The organism is Curtobacterium sp. PhB25 (assembly GCF_004365375.1).
In the GTDB taxonomy this organism is placed as follows: Bacteria; Actinomycetota; Actinomycetes; order Actinomycetales; family Microbacteriaceae; genus Curtobacterium.
On the sequence record NZ_SODR01000006.1, the window covers coordinates 26194 to 44322 of the forward strand.

Here is an 18129-nt window from a genome sequence, read left to right on the forward strand (position 1 = left end):
GACCATTCCTGCTCACCGAGCGTGATCAGCAGTCCGCGCTGCCTCCGCAGTAGCGTCGCACCATGAGCATCGACGTCCTCCGGTACACCGCCTTCGCCGCCGAGCCCGGGGGCGGCAACCCCGCCGGCCTGGTCCTCGACGCAGCAGCGCTTTCCGACGACGAGATGCTCGCCGTCGCCCGCGAGGTCGGCTACCCCGAGACCGCGTTCGTCGTCGGCGCCACGGCGACGGGCCCGCACGTCCGCTACTTCTCGCCCGCCGCCGAGGTGCCGTTCTGCGGGCACGCGACGGTCGCGCTCGCGGTGGCGCTCGCCGAACGGCAGGGGCTCGGCCGCCGAGTGTTCACGACGGCCGCCGGCGAGGTCGCCCTCGACGCCACCACCGGCCCGGACGGAGTGGTCCAGGTCGCGATGACGAGTGTCGAACCGGCGACGCGGGACATCGACCCGGCGCTCCTCACGCGGTTGTTCGACCTGCTCGGGCTCACGGCCGACGACATCGCGCCGGGCTTCCCGGTGCTCGAGTCCTTCGCCGGCAACTGGCACCCGGTGCTCGTGCTGCACGACCGGGAGCTCTTCCACCAGTTCCGGTTCGCACCCGGCCCGCTCGCGGACCTCAAGCGCGAGGCCGACTGGCAGGGGACGGTCACGGTGCTGCTCCGGACCGGGGAGCGCGAGTACGAGGCGCGGAACCTGTTCCCCGCCGGCCGCATCACCGAGGACCCGGCGACGGGTTCGGCTGCGGCGTCGACCGGGGCGTACCTGCGCGAGGTCGGTGCCGTCGAGCCGGGGGACCGCGTCGTCATCCGGCAGGGGCGGCACGTCGGTCGTCCGAGCCTGCTGCTCGTCGACGTGCCGGAGTCCGGCGGGATCACCGTGACGGGGAGCGCGACACCGATCGACTGACGGGCGTTCCTTCCCAGAGCGCGTGCGATGGGAAGCGGAATCGGGCGTACCTGGTCGAAAGTTCCGACCAGGTACGCCCGATTCGGCACGGTACGCCCACCAGCCACCCCGACCAGCAGCGCCCCGACGCGCGCGGCACGAAAAACTCCTTGACACGGATAAGTCCATACGCTGGACTAATCCTGCGCGCGGGCGATGGAGCCCGCGGATGTCACCCGTGCAAAGGAGCACCGATGAAACGCACCCGCATCATCGCCGGACTCGCAGCCGTGGCCGTCGCCGCGGTCGGCCTGGCAGGCTGCTCAGCCTCGGGGTCCGCCTCGAGCGACACGATCAAGATCGCGTACCAGAAATTCGGAGCCTTCCAGCAGCTCGACGCCCAGATGAAGGTCGTCAAGAAGGAGTACGAGAAGGACAACCCGGGCAAGAAGGTCACGCTCGTCCCGATCCAGGCCCAGGGCAACGACTACTACACGAAGCTCGCGCTCATGAACAAGGCGCCCGCAACGGCTCCCGACGTCATGTACGAGGACACCTTCCTCGTCAAGGCCGACGCCGAGGCCGGCTACCTCCTGCCGCTCGACAAGTACACGGCGAAGTGGAAGGACTGGGACCAGTTCTTCGACAACGCCAAGCAGGCCGGCCAGGGTGACGACGGCAAGATCTACGGCGTCCCGATGGGCACCGACACCCGCGCTCTTTGGTACAACAAGGACATCTTCAAGTCCGTCGGCCTGCCCGTGCCGTGGCAGCCGAAGACCTGGGACGACGTGCTCGCCGCGGCGAAGACGATCAAGGACAAGAAGCCCGACCTCATCCCGTTCAACATCTACTCGGGCAAGGCGCAGGGCGAGGCGTCGACCATGCAGGGCTTCGAGATGCTCCTGTACGGGGCGGACGGCTCCGGCAACACGCTCTACAAGGACAAGAAGTGGGTCACGGGCTCGAAGCAGTTCGAGGACTCGCTGCAGTTCGTGAAGGACGTCTACCAGGGCGGCCTCGGCCCGACACCGCAGCAGGCGCTCGACACGAACGTCGGCACGACCATCGCGCAGACGTGGCTGCCGAAGGGCAAGCTCGCGATCGACCTCGACGGTTCGTGGCAGTCCGGCACGTGGCTCAAGTCCGGCACCGCGCCGTGGGCCGAGTGGAACGACGTGATGGGTCAGGCGCCGATGCCGACGCAGAACGGTCAGGACCCGGGCTACAACTCGATGTCCGGCGGCTGGACCCTGGCGGTCGGCGCGAAGTCGAAGAACCCGCAGGCGGCGTTCGACTTCATCACGAGCTTCCTCGACAAGGACGGCTCGCTGAAGTACGACACCGAGAACAGCCAGATCGCCGTCCGCAAGGACGTCGCGGACGACACCGCCTACACCGACGCCAACCCGACGTTCAAGTTCTTCTCCGGACTGGTGGAGAACACGAACTTCCGGCCGGCGACGAGTGACTACTCGCAGGTGTCCAACGCGATCCAGGTCGCGATGGAGTCGGTCATGACCGGGCAGCAGACACCGAAGCAGGCGGCTGCCGTGTACGACAAGGCCGTCACGCAGGTGGTCGGCAAGGAGAACACCGTCTCGGCTGGTTGACGGACGTCACCCACTGACGGACTGGAGGCGCGGGGCGGCCCCGCACCGCGCCTCCCGGTCCGTCCTTCCCCACCTTCGGAACCCCTCCGCACCCGGAAGGCACCCATCGTGTCCAGCACCCCCCTCGCGCCGACGTTGTCGGCGCCCGGTGCGCCGAAGCGCACCGATCCACCCGTGCCGCGCAAGCGGCGACCACTGCGGAACGTCGGCCGAGCGGTCCCGCTCCTGCCCGCCCTCGTCCTGCTCGTCATCTTCCTGCTCGGCCCCGTCATCTCGTCGTTCTACGGGTCGTTCACGAACTCCGCGCTCACCGGCGCCGGCGCTGCCGACCAGCAGTTCGTCGGCTTCCAGAACTACGTCGAACTGTTCCAGGACCCGGACTTCCCGAAGTCCGTCATCCTGACGGTCGTGTTCCTGCTCGCCTCGGCGGTCGTGGGACAGAACGTGCTGGGGCTCGGCCTCGCACTCCTGATGCGCTCGGCCAACAAGGCCGTCCGCGCGATCGTCGGTACCTTCGTCGTCGCCGCCTGGGTCCTGCCGGAGATCGTCGCCTCGTTCGCCGCGTACGCGTTCTTCAACGACGAGGGCACGCTCAACGAGTTCCTGAAGTCCATCGGCATCAGCGGACCGAACTGGCTCTACACGTTCCCGATGTTCGCCGTGATCCTGGCGAACATCTGGCGCGGCACGGCTTTCTCGATGCTCGTCTACTCCGCCGCCGTGCAAGAGGTTCCCGAGGAGATCACCGAGTCCGCCGAGGTCGACGGCGCCACCGGGTGGCAGCGCCTCGTCTACATCACGCTGCCGGTGATCCGACGGAGCATCTCCACCAACCTGATGCTGACGACGCTGCAGACGCTGTCGGTCTTCACCCTCATCTTCGTGATGACCGGGGGTGGGCCGGGCACGAACTCGTCGACCCTGCCGATCCTCGCCTACCAAGAGGCGTTCAAGTTCTCGCAGCTCGGCTTCGGGACCGCGATCGCGACCATCCTGCTCGTGGTGGGGGCGGTCTTCTCGATCATCTACATCCGAGCCCTCAAGCCGGAGGTGGACTGATGGCCATCACTGCCCCGTCCCTCGACCCGACCACCACCCGTTCGGTGACCGCTCCCGGTTCGCTGCACATGACGTCGCCCCGGGGCCGCACCATGCGGTGGGTGGCGAACACCGTGCTGCTCGTCATCGCGGTGTGCTTCGCGGTCCCGCTGCTCTGGCTCGTCCTCGCCTCGGTCGACACCCAGGCGTCGCTGTCCGTGAAGCTGCCGACGCAGTTCACGCTCGACAACTTCACCAAGGTGCTCACGCCCGAGCTGTCGTTCATCCCCCTCGCGAACAGCCTGCTGCTCTCCGGCGGCACGGCAGTCGTCACCGTGGTCTTCGCACTGCTCGCCGCGTACCCGCTGTCCCGCTACAAGATGCGCGTCAACAAGCCGTTCCTGTACAGCATCCTGTTCGGGACCGGCCTGCCGATCACCGCCATGATGGTGCCGGTCTACGCGCTGTTCGTGTCGCTCAACCTGATCGACAACGTGTGGGGCTGCATCTTCTTCCTCGCCGCGACGTCGCTGCCGATGGCGATCTGGATGGCGAAGAACTTCATGGACTCCGTGCCGATCTCGCTCGAAGAAGCAGCGTGGACCGACGGGGCCTCGATGATGACCACCCTGACGCGCATCGTCGTCCCGCTCATGCGTCCGGGCATCGCCGTCGTGTTCATCTTCGTGTTCATCCAGGCGTGGGGGAACTTCTTCGTCCCGTTCGTCCTGCTGCTCTCGCCCGACAAGGTGCCCGCCGCGGTGAGCATCTTCAACTTCTTCGGGCAGAACGGGGCGGTCGCGTACGGACAGCTCGCCGCGTTCTCCATCGTCTACTCCGTGCCCGTCATCGCCCTCTACGTGATCGTGTCCCGAGGCCTCGGCGGCGGCAACGCCCTCGCCGGCGGCATCAAGGGCTGATCTGCTGGCCCCGGCCGGCTCTCTCGAAAGGAACCACATGCACCAGGACGAACCGCTCGTCGAGGCCCGGATCGCCCGCCTCGTCCGCGACCGTGTCGACCCCGCCGTCCACCGCCGCTCGGCGCCGGTGACGATCGAGGCGTGGGAGGTGCCGGACGAGCCGGTGCCGTTCGACTCCGCCGTCCAGCAGGCGTACACACCGTTCACCGTGGGCAGCGCCTGGGGTGGCCGGCCGTGGGGGACCACCTGGTTCCGGATCACCGGCACCGTCCCCGCCGACTTCGGTACCGCGCCGGGGACCACTGCGGAACTGCTCGTCGACCTCGGGTTCACCAAGCGGCACCCGGGGTTCCAGGCCGAGGGACTGGCGTACCGGCCCGACGGCTCCACGATCAAGGGCGTCGAGCCGCGGAACGACACCGTGCCCGTGGAGGTCGGTGCAGGGGAGTCGTTCGAGCTGTACGTCGAGGCCGGCGCGAACCCGGACATCGGCGGCGACTCGTTCCAGGGCGCGACGCCCCTCGGGTCGCGCTCCACCGCGGGTGACAAGCCGATCTACCGCGTGCGTGCCCTCGAACTCGTCGAGCGCGACGACACCGTGTGGGAGCTGCAGCAGGACTTCTGGGTCCTGCGTGGCCTGATGGCGGAACTCCCCACGGACGGCACCCGCGGCGCCGACATCCTGCACGCCCTCGAGCTCGCAGCCGACGCGCTCGACCCCGACGACGTCGCCGGCACCGCAGCCGACGCCCGCGAGGTCCTGGCACCCGTGCTGGCCGTCCCCGCAAGTGCCGCCGCACACCGGGCGATCGCCGTCGGCCACGCGCACATCGACTCCGCCTGGCTCTGGCCGGTGCGCGAGACGATCCGCAAGTGCGCCCGCACCTTCTCGAACGTCCTCGACCTGATGGACCGCGACCCGGACTTCACCTTCGCGTGCTCATCCGCGCAGCAGTACGCGTGGATCCGCGACGGCTACCCGTCGATCTGGGCCCGCATCAAGCAGCGCGTCGCCGAGGGCCGGTGGATCCCGGTCGGTGGCATGTGGGTGGAGTCGGACACGAACCTGCCCGGTGGTGAAGCCCTCGCCCGACAGTTCGTCGCCGGCAGGCGCTTCTTCCTCGAGGAGTTCGGCATCGACACCCCCGAGGCCTGGCTGCCCGACTCGTTCGGCTACTCCGGCGCGCTGCCCCAGATCGTCCGGGCCGCCGGCTCGAAGTGGTTCGTCACCCAGAAGCCGTCGTGGAACGAGACGAACGTCATCCCGCACACGTCCTTCCACTGGGAGGGCATCGACGGCTCGCGCGTCCTGACGCACCTGCCGCCGGCCGACACCTACAACTCCGACGTCTCCGCCGCCGACCTGCACCGCGGCGAACGGAACAACAAGGAGCGCGGCGTCGCGAACACCTCGATGCTGCTCTACGGCTTCGGCGACGGCGGTGGTGGACCCACCCGCGAGATGGTCGCGGCCGCCCGACGCCAGCACGACCTGGACGGCTCGCCGCGCGTGCAGCTCGGCACCCCCGCCCAGGTCTTCGAGGAGCTCGAACGGGTGCTGCCGACCCCCGGTGTGTGGTCCGGCGAGATGTACCTCGAGTTCCACCGCGGCACCTACACGTCGCAGATCCGCACGAAGCAGGGCAACCGTCGCTCCGAGCACCTGCTCCGCGAAGCCGAGCTCTGGGCGTCGACCGCCGCCGTGCGCCTCGGGCTCGACTACCCCTACGAAGAGCTCGAGCGCGCCTGGCACACCGTCCTGCTGCAGCAGTTCCACGACATCCTGCCGGGGTCCTCGATCGCCTGGGTCTACGAGAACGCCGAGGAGAACTACGCGCAGATCGCCCAGGTGCTCGAGGGGCTGATCGGCAACGCGACGACCGCGCTCGCGAACGGGGGCGCTGCGGCGCTCGCCGGCGTCGGGGCCTCGTCGTCGGCCGCCGCCGGCGGCAGCAGCGCGCTGCTCGACGCGCCGTCCGGCGCCGACGCCGTCGGCGGCAGTGGCTCGTCCGGGAACGTCGTGCGCTTCAACGCCTCGCCGGTCGCGGCGGGAGACGCGGCCGCCCTGGGCGGTTCGCTCGGCTCGGAACCGCGACCCGTGCCTCCCGTCCGCTCTGGCGACCACTTCGTGTTCGACACGGGCGTCGTCACGGCGACCATCGACGGCGCCGGCCACGTCGTGTCGCTCGTCGACCGCGCCAGCGGGCGCGACGCGATCGCACCGGGTGCGGCAGCTGCCGAGTACACCGTCTTCCGCGACACCCCGAACCAGTGGGAGGCGTGGGACATCGACCGCGCGTACCAGCGCAACGGCACCGTCCTGTCAGCGTCGTCGGTCGCGATCGACGGCTCCTCGCTCGTGGTGGAACGGTCCTTCGGGTCGTCGACGCTCACGACCCGGTACTCGGCGGTCGCCGGGCTCGCAGAGCTGGTGATCGAGACCGAGGTCGACTGGCACGAGCACCAGAAGCTGCTGAAGCTCGCGTTCCCGGTGGACGTCCGTGCGTCGTCCGCCTCGAGCGAGATCCAGTTCGGGCACATCGACCGGCCGACCCACCAGAACACCTCGTGGGACCACGCCCGCTTCGAGACCTCGGCGCACCGCTGGGTGCACGTCGCGGAGCCCGGGTTCGGTGTCGCGGTGGCGAACGACTCCACGTACGGACACGACATCACGCGCTCCACGCGGCCCGACGGCGGGACCACGACGCTCGTGCGCGAGTCGCTGCTGCGCGGGCCGACGTTCCCGGACCCGAACGCCGACCAGGGGCACCACGTGTTCCGGACGGTGCTGCGGGTGGGGGCGTCGGTGCTCGACGCCGCCGACTCCGGCTACCGGTTGAACCTGCCGGTGCGGACAGTCGCCGGTTCGACCGCGGTTTCGCCGCTGGTCTCGGTGTCGTCGCCGCAGGTCTTGGTCGAGGCCGTGAAGCTCGCCGAGGACCGCTCCGGTGACGTGGTCGTGCGACTGTACGAGGCCTCCGGTGGTCGGGCGACCGACGTCGGGGTGTCGTTCGGGTTCGACGTCGCTTCGGTGGCGACGGTGGACCTGCTGGAACGCCCGCTGGGGGACTCGTGGGACTCGGGGGAGCCGGTCGTGCTCACGCTCCGGCCCTTCGAGATCGTGACCCTGCGGGTACGCCGGGCCTGAGGCAGCGGGGCCGGTCCCCCTCGGGGGAGAGACCGCGGCGCCGGACGGGACACGGGTGCGTTCCGTCCGGCGCCGCTCTGCGTGTGGTGCGGGCGTGGGTGGGTGGGTACCTGGTCGAATCGGGCGTACCTGGTCGAAAGTTCCGACCAGGTACGCCCGATTCCGCTTGGCATCGCGGCCGTTCTGGGAAGGAACGTCCTCCCTCCCCAGGCGGGCAGTCCTGGAGGCCCGTCCACAGACCTCGACGTCAGCCCGCTGGGCGCATGGCGGGTCGGGCAAGGTCTCCTCCATGAACGAACCGCTGCCCATCCTCCGAGCCTCGCCCACGCGTGAGGCCGGACTCGACGCCACCACCCTGCGCCGCCGGACCCGACTCCAGGGTCCGGGCCGACTCGTCCGGGCAGGGCCGAACGCGTTCGTCGACGGCGCAGCGTGGGACGCGGCCGGGCCACGGCAGCGGTACGTCACCCGCGTGTACGCGCGGCTCGGCCGGCTCGGCCCGCGGGCGACGGCCTCGCACGACTCAGCGGCCGCGGTGCACGGGCTGCCCGCGCTCGGCGGGTGGAGCGTCCCGGTGCACGCCACCGTGCCGGAGTCGATGTACCGGGGCAGGACCCCCGAGCTGGTCCTGCACACGAGACCGGTGTCCGGCGCCGAACGGGTCCGGGTCGGCGACCTCGCCGTGACCGCGGTCCCGCGGACGGTGATCGACATCGCGATGACCGGAGACCTGCGCACGGGGGTCGTCGTGGCAGACGCTGCACTGCGCAACGGGACCGAGCGCGACGAGCTGTGGCGAGCGGTGCACCCGAGTGCTCGCGGGCGGGCCCGGGCCGCACAGGTCCTCGACCTGGCCGACGGGCGTTCGGGCTCGCCGGCGGAGTCACTCGCGCGCGTGGTCTTCCGCGAGCTCGGGTTGCCCGCCCCCGTGCTGCAGCAGGAGTTCGTCGTCGATGGCCGCCGGTCCGCCGTCGACTTCTGGTTCCCCGCAGAAGGCGTCGTCGTCGAGATCGACGGACGCGCGAAGTACACGCAGGACCGGTACCTCGGCGGTCGCAGCCAGACCGAGGTGTTCCTGGACGAGAAACGTCGCCACGCCAGACTGCTCACGGTGCCGGGTGTGCGGACGATCATCCGGCTCGAGTGGCGGGACCTGTTCGACCTCGATGCGCTGGCGCTCCGGTTCCGCGCCGCGGGGTTGCCGTGTGCGATCCGCCCGGTCCGGAGCGCCCGCCGCACCGCAGTCGGTGGGCGTCGGTGAGCCGGCTCAGCGCGGCGTGGTTAGCGTGGCGGCATGGCAGTGCAGGAGATCTGGCTCGTCCGCCACGGTGAATCGCTCGCGAACGTCGCCGCCGCCCGAGCAGAGGGCGCGGGCGACGACGTCATCGACGTCGAGTACCGGGACGCCGACGTCCCGCTGAGCCCGCTCGGTGAGTCGCAGTCGCGGTCGCTCGGACAGGAACTCGCCGATCGTGGCATCGACGACGTCCCCGTGGCGCTGTGGGTCTCGCCGTACCTGCGTGCGCAGCAGACCATCGAGATCGCGCTCGGGGCCGGCGGACTGGCCGAGCCCGAGAAACGGGTGGACGAGCGGCTCCGCGACCGCGAGCTCGGTGTGCTCGACCTGCTCACCCTGCAGGGTGTGCGGAACCGGTACCCCGACGAGGAACGTCGCCGGCAGTGGCTCGGCAAGTACTACCACCGGCCAGCGGGCGGCGAGTCCTGGGCCGACGTGATGCTCCGGCTCCGATCGGCACTCGTCGACGTCGAACGGATCGAGGGCACCGAGCGGCTCGTCGTCGCGGCCCACGATGCCGTCGTGATGCTGGTCGTGGCGGTGTGCCTCGACCTCGACGAGCCGGCGCTCATGGAGTTCGCTCGGACGCACGCGGTCGCGAACGCCTCCCTCACCCGACTCCGCCGCGAGCGGGCGGGCGCACCGTGGGTGCTCGAGGAGTTCTCCTCCGTCGGGCACCTCGACGACGACGAGGTCACGGCGCACACCGGCCGGAAGGACGACGAGCATGTCCGCTGAGACCGTCACCCCGAACTTCCTGCGGGACTGGCCGCTCCCCGAGCCCGGCGCCGGCAAGTACGGTCGCGGGCAGGTGCTCGTGGTCGGCGGCGCAGCGCGGACGCCCGGCGCCGCGATGCTCTCGGCGCTCGCTGCACTCCGGGTGGGAGCGGGGCGGCTCACCCTCGCGGTGGGGCGGAGCATCGCGAACGAGGTCGCGGTCGCCGTGCCCGAGTCCGGGGTCGAACCGCTCGACGAGGACGCGGACGGTCACGTCGCCGTGAGCGCCATCGAGGGCATCGCCACCTCCGCCGCGAGTGCGGACGCGCTGCTGGTCGGCCCGGGACTCGACGAGCCGAACGGCACCCGTGACCTGGTGGCCGGACTCGCCGACGTCGTCGGACCACAGACCACCGTCGTGCTCGATGCGTTCGCCCTCGGGGTGGCGGCCGACGTGCGGGACCGTCTGGAACCGCTCCGGGGTCGGCTGGTGATGACGCCCAACTCCGGCGAAGCCGAACGGCTCCTCGGTCGGGAGGGCAGCGACCACGACGTGGCCGACGCGATGGCGATCGCGCAGCGGTTCGGTGCGGTCGTGGCCCTGGGGGACGCCATCGCGACTCCCCAGGGGCGGAGCTGGATCAAGGGCACCGGCTCCGGAGGACTCGGCACCAGCGGCAGTGGCGACGTCCTGTCGGGTGCGGTCGCCGGCCTGCTCGCTCGTGGCGCGGAACCGGCACAGGCGGTGGCGTGGGCGTCCTACGTGCACGCGGCTGCCGGTGATCGGCTCGCGGTGCAGGTCGGGCCCCTCGGGTACCTGGCGAGCGAACTCGTGACCGAGATCCCGCGGGTGCTCGTCGAACTCGGCGCCTGAGCTCGCCCGTTCTTTCCCAGAGCGCGCGCGATACCTCATGCTTTCGGGCATACCTGCCAGGAACTTCTGACCAGGTACGCCCGAATCGACCAGGTACGCCGCCGCCCCGCGCCCCGCTCAGCCCCGCAGCGCCTCCACGGCCTTCGCGATGCGCCGCGCTCGGGTCTCCGGCGCCTTCGCCTGCGACACCGGGTCGGCGAGCGCTCGCTGCCGCGAGTTCGACAGGGTGTCGAAGGCCGCACGGACCCCGGCCTCCTGCAGTGCCGCCGCCAGGTCGTCGGGCAGGTCGATGACCCGGGGCTGCGTGTCGACGACGAGCGTGACCTCGACGGTGTCCCCGGCAGCGATGCCCGCGGCCTCGCGGTGCGACGCGGACAGCGACACCAGGAACTGCTCGTCCATGACCCCGACGGTGGACCGGTAGGTGTAGCCGCCGTTGATCGTGACCACCACCGGCGGGCGCTTCCCCGAGCCGAGCGCATCGATCACGGACGACGGGACCGGGAGCCCTGTCGCCGTCTTCCTCGCCAGCAGGACCGTCGTCGTGAACTGCATCCGTGCCTCCAGGCCGTGAACCGGAGCACGCACGAGCGTGCCGCCAGGCGAGATCGTACAGCCGCACCCGCTGTTCCGCAGCCGTTCACCGGCGCAGCACGGGCCGGAAACCGGCCGCCTCCACGATCGTCCCGGGCCGAGAACCGCGGCCCCGCCCGAAGCACCCAACCGCAGCACCCGCAGCACCCACCTGAAGCACCCGCAGCACCCACCCGAAAGGCACCTCCCGTGCAGCACAAGCGCACCATCGCCGGCATCGCCCTCGCCGCCGCAGCGATCGTCACCCTCGCCGGATGCTCGGCCACGAGCTCGGCCAGCACGACGAAGGACGACACGAACTGGAAGACCGCCACGAGCGCCGAGGCCTCCGGTGGCATGGACGCCCTCGTGAAGGCCGCGCAGGCCGAGGGACAGCTCAACGTCATCGCGCTGCCGCCGTCGTGGGCCAACTACGGCAAGATCATCGACGGCTTCACGAAGAAGTACGACATCAAGGTCAACTCCGCGAACCCGAACGGCTCCAGCGCCGACGAGGTCGCCGCGGTGAAGTCGCAGAAGGGGCAGTCCACCGCTCCCGACGTGCTCGACCTCGGCAACGCCGTGCTGCAGGAGAACCTCGACCTGCTGACGGACTACAAGGTCGCGAACTGGAGCGACATCCCGGACACGCTCAAGGAGCAGGACGGCGCCTGGACCCGCGACTACACGGGCCTGATGTCGATCGGCTACGACTCGTCGAAGATCACGGACGCCCCGAAGGACCTGACGGACCTGCTCGGCTCCGAGTACAAGGGCAAGGTCTCCATCGCGGGCGACCCGACGCAGGCGAACCAGGCTGCGTCCGCGGTCTACCTGGCCGCGCTCGAGAACGGCGGCTCGGCCGACGACATCACCAAGGGCGTCGACTACTTCGGCAAGCTCAAGCAGGCCGGCAACTTCCAGAACGTGCTGCCCACGCAGGCCACGGTCGCCTCGGGTGAGACCCCCGTGGTCATCCAGTGGTCGTACAACAACCTCGCGTGGGGCCCCGCAGCGGGTGCGAGCGGCAACAAGGACTGGAAGACCGTCGTGCCCGAGGGTCAGGCGCTCGGTTCGTACTACTCGCAGGCCATCAACAAGGACGCCCCGCACCCTGCCGCAGCGCGCCTGTGGCAGGAGTACATCGCGAGCCCCGAGGCGCAGAACCTGTACCTGCAGGCCGGTGCGTTCCCGTCGACCCTCGCCGCCCTGGAGGAGTCCGGCAAGGTCGACCAGGACGCCCTCGACGCCGCCGGTGGTGCGCCGAAGGACTACGTCGAGCTGACCGACGCGCAGGTGGCAGACGCCGCGAAGGTGCTGTCGGCCAAGTGGTCCTCGACCATGGGGTCCTGACCAGCATGACCACCGCATCGGCGGGCGCGCCCGCGCCAGCGGCGAGCGCACCGGCGACGAGCGCGACGAGCCCCGTGCTCCCGCCGTCCGCACGAGCGTCCGCCGATGCCGTCCGTCACGGCGCCGGACCCCGTGTCCGGCGCCGTGTCGGCCTGGCCTGGCTCGGCCTCACCCCGTTCGCCGCGTACGTCCTGCTCTTCCTCGCCGTCCCCGCGGTGATCGCGGTCGGCAGCGGGTTCTTCACCGACGACGGCGCGTTCACCCTCGCGAACCTCGCAGCGTTCGCCGAGCCCCCCGTCCTGCGGGCCTTCGGCGGCTCGTTCGGCCTGTCCGCCGTGTCCGCCGTGATCGGCGCCGTCATCGGAGCGCTCGTCTGCTGGGCACTGTCGGCACTGCGGCCCGACGGGCTCGTCCGGTCGATGATCGACTCGGCCGCGAGCGTCCTCGCCCAGTTCGGCGGCGTCATGCTCGCGTTCGCGTTCATCGCCACGATCGGCGTGCAGGGCCTCGTCACGACGTGGCTGGTGTCCCTCGTCGACGTCGACCGCAACGCGACCGGCGCCTTCCTCTACACGGTGCCCGGTCTCGTGATCCCCTACGTCTACTTCCAGGTGCCGCTGATGGTGCTCACGTTCATGCCCGCACTCGAGGGCGTGAAGACGCAGTGGGGCGAGGCCGCCGCCACCCTCGGCGCCTCCCGCGCCACGTACTGGCGCCGGATCGCCCTGCCCGTGCTCGCACCGGCGTTCTGGGGCTCGTTGCTCCTGCTCTTCGCGAACGGCTTCTCGTCGTTCGCCACCGCCGCGGCACTCATCTCGCAGGGCGGCATCGTGCCGCTCACGATCCGCACGCAGCTCACCAGCGAAACGCTCATCGGTCTGCAGAACGTCGCCGGGGTGCTCGCCTTCGGCATGGTCGTCGTGATGGCGGTCGTCATGGGCGCGTACTCGTTGCTGCAACGCCGGGCCGCAAGGTGGCAGCGATGAGCGCGGCAACGCCGGTGGGGCCGTCGCGTCCGACGTCGGTCGCGTCCGGTCGGACGGGAGGCCCGCCCCGCGTCGGCCGCTTCGGCACGGCCCCGTCACGGGGCACCGCCACGGCCGTGCTCACGGTCGTCGGGATCGTCCTCGCCGTCCCGCTGGCCGCGCTGGTGCAGTTCACCTTCCGCCAGGGCACCGACGACGGTCTGACCTTCGCGCACTGGGCGGCCATCGTCGACCCGGTCAACGCGTCCACCTACCAGCCGGTGTTCGACGGCCTCGGGGCATCGCTGCTCATCGCGGTCATCACCGTCGGCATCGTGCTGTTCGTCCTGCTGCCCGCCCAGATCATCACGGCGTTGCGCTACCCGAAGCTTCGCCGCGTGCTCGAGTTCGTCTGCATCGTCCCGATCACGGTCCCCGTGGTGGTGCTCGTCGTCGGCTTCATCCCCGTGTACCAGGTGGTCTCGCGGGTCTTCGGGTCCGGTGCCTGGACCCTGGCCTTCGCGATCGGCATCGTCACGCTGCCGTTCGCGTTCCGCCCGATCGCCGCCGCCATCACCGCGACGGACATGACGGTGCTGTCCGAGGCCGCCCGGTCGCTCGGCGCCTCGTGGTGGACGGTCACCTGGCGGGTGCTCCTGCCGAACCTCCGCCGGGGCATCACCGCCGCGTGCTTCCTCACCATCACGGTGGTCCTCGGCGAGTACACGCTCGCCGCGTTCCTGTCCCGCACCACCTTCCAGACCGCCCTCGTGCTCGTGCAGCAGACCGACCCGTACGTCGCCGCGATCTTCTCGGTCGCGGCCCTCGTGTTCGGCTTCGTCCTGCTCGTCGTCATCGGCCGCATCGGGACGGGCCGTCGTGGCGGCCGTACCCGCACCGTCCGCACCACCCGCGTCAAGGAGTCCGCATGACCGTCACCGCACCGGCAGCCCCGGCGTCCCTCGCCTCCACCGGCGCCGTCGTCGAGCTCGAGGCCGTCGAGAAGCACTACGGCACGCACCGGGCCCTGGCCGGACTGTCGCTCCGCGTCGAACCGGGCGAGTTCGTGTCCCTGCTCGGCCCGTCCGGCTGCGGCAAGACGACGGCGCTCCGAGCGCTCGCCGGCCTCGAGGCCATCGACGCCGGCGCCATCCGCATCGACGGCCAGGACGTCGCCGCCACCCCGGTGAACAAGCGCGACATCGGGATGGTGTTCCAGCAGTACTCGTTGTTCCCGCACATGACGGTGCGGCAGAACGTCGCGTTCGGCCTCGAGATGCGCCGTGTCCCCGCCGCCGAGCGCAGGAGCCGCGTCGTCGAGGCACTCGACATGGTGCACCTGGGCGAGTTCGCCGAGCGCTACCCGCACCAGCTGTCGGGTGGCCAGCAGCAGCGCGTCGCCCTCGCCCGAGCCCTGGTCACGCGGCCCCGCGTCCTCCTGCTCGACGAGCCGCTCTCCGCCCTCGACGCCAAGGTGCGGGTCTCGCTCCGTGAGGAGATCCGCCGCATCCAGAGCGACCTCGGCATCACCACGGTGTTCGTCACCCACGACCAGGAAGAGGCGCTCGCCGTCTCCGACCGCATCGCCGTGATGAACGCCGGCGACATCGAGCAGATCGGCACGCCGGAGGAGCTCTACCGCTCCCCGTCGTCGGCGTTCACGGCGGACTTCGTCGGCCAGTCCAACCGGCTGCAGGGCGACCTGCGCGGCGGTGACGTGTTCGTGTACGGGTTCCGCGTGCCCGCGCTCGACGCCTCGGTCGCCGACGGGCCGGTGCTCGCCTACGTCCGACCGGAGGACGTCGCCTTCGCCCCGGAGGGCATCACCGGCACCGTCGTGTCGTCGAGCTTCCTCGGCTCGATCCGCCGCACCACGGTCCGGCTCGACGACGACACCGTCGTGATCGTGCAGCACGAGGTCGGCGACCGTCGCGCCGCCGGCGAGTCCGTCGCCGTCCGCCTGCTCGGCGCCCCCGTCGCGGTCGCCCCGCTCACCTGACCGCGACTGCTCGTTCGACGAAAGCGACAGTCCTCGCCGGGCCAGGCGCGTCCCCTCCGCGAAAGCGACAGTTCCCCGCGGAACGTCGGCGGCACACTGTCGCTTTCGCGGGGTGGGCGCGACCACGGGCGGACGGGAGGCGCGTGGCGGGGCCGCCCCGCGCCTCCAGGCCGGTGGGGTCAGCGCTGGAAGCGCGCCTCGCGCTCGTCGGCCAACGCCGCCGCGACACGGGCACGCATGTTCGCGGGCATGTCGGGCAGGTCGTCGAGCCGGGCCCAGAACGCCTCGGTGTTCTCGCCGTCGGCGGGGTTCGGCGTGCCCGAGACGTACCGGCACGCGAACACCAGGTCGAGGTACTGCGCCCGGTCGCCGTTCGGGTACGTCATCTCCGGCAGCACCTGCACCCACGCCAGCCGTTCGGCCACGGCCACGACGTCGGCCTCTTCCAGGACCTCGCGCTCGGCGGCGACGGCGGGTTCCTCGCCCGGGTCGACGATGCCGGTCACCGGGGTGAAGGCGCCGTTGTCCGCACGACGGACCACGAGCAGCTCCTGGTCGGCACCGGAACCCCGCGTGACCACGGCGGTGACGCCCGTCAACCACAGCGGATCGGTGCCGATCCTCGAGCGGAGGGACAGGACGAAGTCGGGGGTGGGCATGTCCCCACGCTACCGATCCCGCCCTGTCGGAGACTGGTCATGACCAGTAGCATGGGCGTGTGGAGATCATCATCCTGCCCACGCCGGCTGAGGTCGGTCGCGTCGCCGCGGCCAAGATCGCGTCCGTCGTCGCCAAGAAGCCGTCCGCCGTCATCGGTCTCGCCACCGGATCCAGCCCGCAGGGCATCTACACCGACCTGCAGCGTCGGGTCGGTGCGGGCGAGATCTCGTTCGCCGAGGCTCGCGGGTTCGCCCTCGACGAGTACGTCGGCATCCCGCTCGAGCACCCGGAGTCGTACGCCAGCGTCATCGCGCGCGACGTCGTGGCGCCGCTCGGGTTCGACCCCTCGCGGGTGCGGGTGCCCGACGGTCGTGCCGACGACCTCGAGTTCGCGGCGAAGGAGTACGACGCCGCGATCCGTGCCGCCGGCGGGATCGACGTGCAGATCCTGGGGATCGGCGCGAACGGCCACATCGGGTTCAACGAGCCGACGTCGTCGTTCGCCTCGCGCACCCGGATCAAGACCCTGGCGCCGTCGACCCGTGACGCCAACGCGCGGTTCTTCGACTCGCCCGAGCAGGTCCCGACGCACTGCATGACGCAGGGGCTCGGCACCATCCTCGACGCCCAGCAGCTCGTCCTCGTCGCGCAGGGCTCCGCCAAGGCCGACGCGATCGCCGCCGCGGTCGAGGGGCCGCTCAGCTCGTTCGTCCCCGGTTCGGCGCTGCAGCTGCACGAGCACGCGACGGTCGTCGTCGACGAGGAAGCCGCGGCCGGCCTGCAGCTCGCTGACTACTACCGCTACACGTACGCGAACAAGCCCGCGTGGCAGGTGTTCGAGTAGGACCGACGATCAGCCGTCTGCGCGTTGCCGGAACGCGGTGTGCAGGCGGCTGAGGCCGTCGTCCAGGGTCTCGGCCGAGCACCCGAAGTTCAGCCGCGCGAAGCCCTGACCCTGGCGTCCGAACGCCGGGCCGGAGGCGAGCGCCACCTTCGCCTCGTCGACCAGCAGCGCCGCGGGGTCGTCGCCCCACGGCAGGGCGCGCAGGTCCAGCCACGCCAGGTAGGACGCCTGCGGCTGCCGGTACTCCGCCCCGGGCAGGACGTCACCGATCCGCTCGGCCAGGGTGCGGCGGTTCGCGGCCAGTTCGGTGAGCAGGGACGCGAGCCACGGCCCCCCTTCGCTGAACGCCGCGACGCTCGCGGTGTACCCGAGGATGCCCGTGCGCTCGACGACCTCGGTCGGCAGGGCGTCGAACCAGGCACGGGCCCGCTCCGAGGCGCCGACGATGAGCGCGCACTTCGTGCCAGCGAGGTTCCAGGCCTTGCTCGCGCTCGTCAACGAGACCCCGAGCGCGGCGGCCTCGGGGCAGGAGTCCAGGAACGGCGTGAAGACCGCGTCGGCGTGCACGAGCGGCGCGTGGATCTCGTCCGAGACGACCACGGCGTCCCACTCGGCGGCGAGCTTCGCGAGTGCGACGAGCGACGAGCGGTCGTGCACCAGGCCGAGGGGGTTGTGCGGGTTGCAGAGCAGCACTGTACGCGCGCCGTCGGCGAACGCCTGCGCGAGGCCGTCCAGGTCCATCCGCCAACCGGCCGTGGTGTCGAACGGGTCCGCGGGGCCGTCGGGTGCGAGCAACGGGACCTCGGTCACGGTGCCGCCGGCCTCGGACACGTACTCCCAGAACGGCGGGTACACGGGCGGCATGATGACGACCTGGTCGCCCGGCTCGATGATCCGGCGGAGCATCTCCACCGCAGCGACCGACACGTCGGTGGTGGTGCGGACGAGGTCGGGGTCGACGCGCCAGGCCCACCGGCTCTCGGCGAAGTCCGCGAACGCCTCGGGCAGCGCACGACCGTGGCCGACGTACCCGGTGTCACCGTTGGTGACCGCGGCGACGAGGGCGTCGCGCACCGGCTCCGCGAGCATCGAGTCCATCTCGGCGACGAACATCGGCAGGACGTCCGGCGGGTACGCGGTGTACTTCTCGCTCGTACGGCTGCGGTGCGCATCGAACACGGAGACCATGACGCTCATGCGCCCATCCTGACAGTGCCCGCCGCCGCACGGCAGGATGAACC

General features: G+C 70.8%; 16 protein-coding genes. 13 read left to right on the forward strand and 3 right to left on the reverse strand.

Annotated features, from left to right (window positions below; translation table 11 throughout):
- Positions 1–62 precede the first annotated feature (62 nt).
- From EDF51_RS12615 to EDF51_RS12650, 8 genes are all read left to right on the forward strand, one after another.
- The gene (locus EDF51_RS12615; protein WP_131877571.1) at positions 63–905 is read left to right on the forward strand and encodes a PhzF family phenazine biosynthesis protein; all 843 of its coding nucleotides are present in this window, start codon (positions 63–65) and stop codon (positions 903–905) included.
- Between the two features lie 233 nt (positions 906–1138).
- The gene (locus tag EDF51_RS12620; RefSeq protein ID WP_123293238.1) at positions 1139–2497 is read left to right on the forward strand and encodes an extracellular solute-binding protein; all 1359 of its coding nucleotides are present in this window, start codon (positions 1139–1141) and stop codon (positions 2495–2497) included.
- A 174-nt stretch (positions 2498–2671) separates the two neighbouring features.
- Entirely contained in the window at positions 2672–3556 is an 885-nt protein-coding gene (locus EDF51_RS12625; protein ID WP_235035790.1) for a sugar ABC transporter permease, read from the forward strand.
- A 68-nt stretch (positions 3557–3624) separates the two neighbouring features.
- Complete coding sequence (locus EDF51_RS12630; protein ID WP_173169120.1) at positions 3625–4455, forward strand: carbohydrate ABC transporter permease; 831 nt, start codon at positions 3625–3627, stop codon at positions 4453–4455.
- Between the two features lie 37 nt (positions 4456–4492).
- Positions 4493–7606 (forward strand): glycoside hydrolase family 38 C-terminal domain-containing protein, encoded by a 3114-nt coding sequence (locus tag EDF51_RS12635; RefSeq protein WP_134195124.1) that lies wholly within the window; start codon positions 4493–4495, stop codon positions 7604–7606.
- A 289-nt stretch (positions 7607–7895) separates the two neighbouring features.
- A complete protein-coding gene (locus tag EDF51_RS12640) occupies positions 7896–8867 on the forward strand; it encodes a hypothetical protein (protein WP_134195126.1) in 972 nt (323 codons plus the stop codon).
- A 33-nt stretch (positions 8868–8900) separates the two neighbouring features.
- Positions 8901–9641, forward strand: coding sequence for a histidine phosphatase family protein (locus EDF51_RS12645; protein WP_133937281.1), 741 nt, complete (start codon positions 8901–8903; stop codon positions 9639–9641).
- Complete coding sequence (locus EDF51_RS12650) at positions 9631–10494, forward strand: NAD(P)H-hydrate dehydratase (RefSeq protein ID WP_134195128.1); 864 nt, start codon at positions 9631–9633, stop codon at positions 10492–10494. Before EDF51_RS12645 ends, EDF51_RS12650 begins: the two co-directional genes overlap by 11 nt.
- Positions 10495–10611: 117 nt before the next feature.
- On the opposite strand, the gene EDF51_RS12655 is transcribed toward EDF51_RS12650, so the two are convergent.
- Positions 10612–11049, reverse strand: a complete 438-nt coding sequence (locus tag EDF51_RS12655; protein ID WP_134195130.1) for a YdeI/OmpD-associated family protein — start codon at positions 11047–11049, stop codon at positions 10612–10614.
- Positions 11050–11277: 228 nt separating this feature from the next.
- Between EDF51_RS12655 and EDF51_RS12660 the strand changes: the two genes are divergently transcribed.
- Genes EDF51_RS12660 through EDF51_RS12675 form a run of 4 tightly spaced genes read left to right on the forward strand, consistent with a single transcriptional unit; the run spans position 11278 to position 15384 of the window.
- Positions 11278–12420, forward strand: a complete 1143-nt coding sequence (locus EDF51_RS12660; protein ID WP_132099094.1) for an ABC transporter substrate-binding protein — start codon at positions 11278–11280, stop codon at positions 12418–12420.
- Positions 12421–12425: 5 nt separating this feature from the next.
- Complete coding sequence (locus EDF51_RS12665) at positions 12426–13406, forward strand: ABC transporter permease subunit (protein ID WP_132099093.1); 981 nt, start codon at positions 12426–12428, stop codon at positions 13404–13406.
- On the forward strand, positions 13403–14317 hold the full coding sequence (locus tag EDF51_RS12670) for an ABC transporter permease subunit (protein WP_132099092.1): 915 nt from the start codon (positions 13403–13405) through the stop codon (positions 14315–14317). The genes EDF51_RS12665 and EDF51_RS12670 overlap by 4 nt, the downstream gene beginning before the upstream one ends.
- Positions 14314–15384 (forward strand): ABC transporter ATP-binding protein, encoded by a 1071-nt coding sequence (locus EDF51_RS12675; protein ID WP_123293247.1) that lies wholly within the window; start codon positions 14314–14316, stop codon positions 15382–15384. Before EDF51_RS12670 ends, EDF51_RS12675 begins: the two co-directional genes overlap by 4 nt.
- A gap of 179 nt (positions 15385–15563) precedes the next feature.
- On the opposite strand, the gene EDF51_RS12680 is transcribed toward EDF51_RS12675, so the two are convergent.
- Entirely contained in the window at positions 15564–16043 is a 480-nt protein-coding gene (locus tag EDF51_RS12680; RefSeq protein ID WP_123293248.1) for an NUDIX domain-containing protein, read from the reverse strand.
- 59 nt (positions 16044–16102) lie between these two features.
- Here EDF51_RS12680 and nagB point away from each other — a divergent pair, with 59 nt between their 5' ends.
- Positions 16103–16888, forward strand: a complete 786-nt coding sequence (gene nagB, locus EDF51_RS12685) for a glucosamine-6-phosphate deaminase (protein WP_131846013.1) — start codon at positions 16103–16105, stop codon at positions 16886–16888.
- Between the two features lie 9 nt (positions 16889–16897).
- On the opposite strand, the gene EDF51_RS12690 is transcribed toward nagB, so the two are convergent.
- Positions 16898–18085 (reverse strand): aminotransferase class I/II-fold pyridoxal phosphate-dependent enzyme, encoded by a 1188-nt coding sequence (locus EDF51_RS12690; protein ID WP_131846014.1) that lies wholly within the window; start codon positions 18083–18085, stop codon positions 16898–16900.
- Positions 18086–18129: the final 44 nt, after the last annotated feature.